Annotated in this window: 1 protein-coding gene; it reads right to left on the bottom strand. The window is 35.3% G+C overall.

The genetic code is table 11. From position 1 onward, the window contains the following. Window positions 1-241: hypothetical protein (locus Q4548_RS16985; protein WP_303457264.1), on the bottom strand; the 241-nt coding region annotated here is incomplete at both ends.

Raw genomic sequence — 241 nt, 5'->3', positions numbered from 1 at the left:
CCTGCCAAAGCCTTTGCTGTTCCTTTTACAGAAACACTATCATTTATTTTACACACTCCTTTTACATACTCAAAACTAGTTTCAAACTTAGGTCGTTTGTATTCTTCTACAAATATAGTCCCAGAATACACATTCAGACTTTTATTACCCATAAAAACTCTAAAGCGGTAAACTCCTGTCAACCCGTTCATAGGCAATTGAAATTTCGCTGCAGCAGTTCCAAAATCATTCAATTCTAATG

Origin of the sequence: Wenyingzhuangia sp. 2_MG-2023 (assembly GCF_030548295.1) — a bacterium.
Classification (GTDB): domain Bacteria; phylum Bacteroidota; class Bacteroidia; order Flavobacteriales; family Flavobacteriaceae; genus Wenyingzhuangia.
This window is presented reverse-complemented; position numbering and strand designations above follow the sequence as displayed.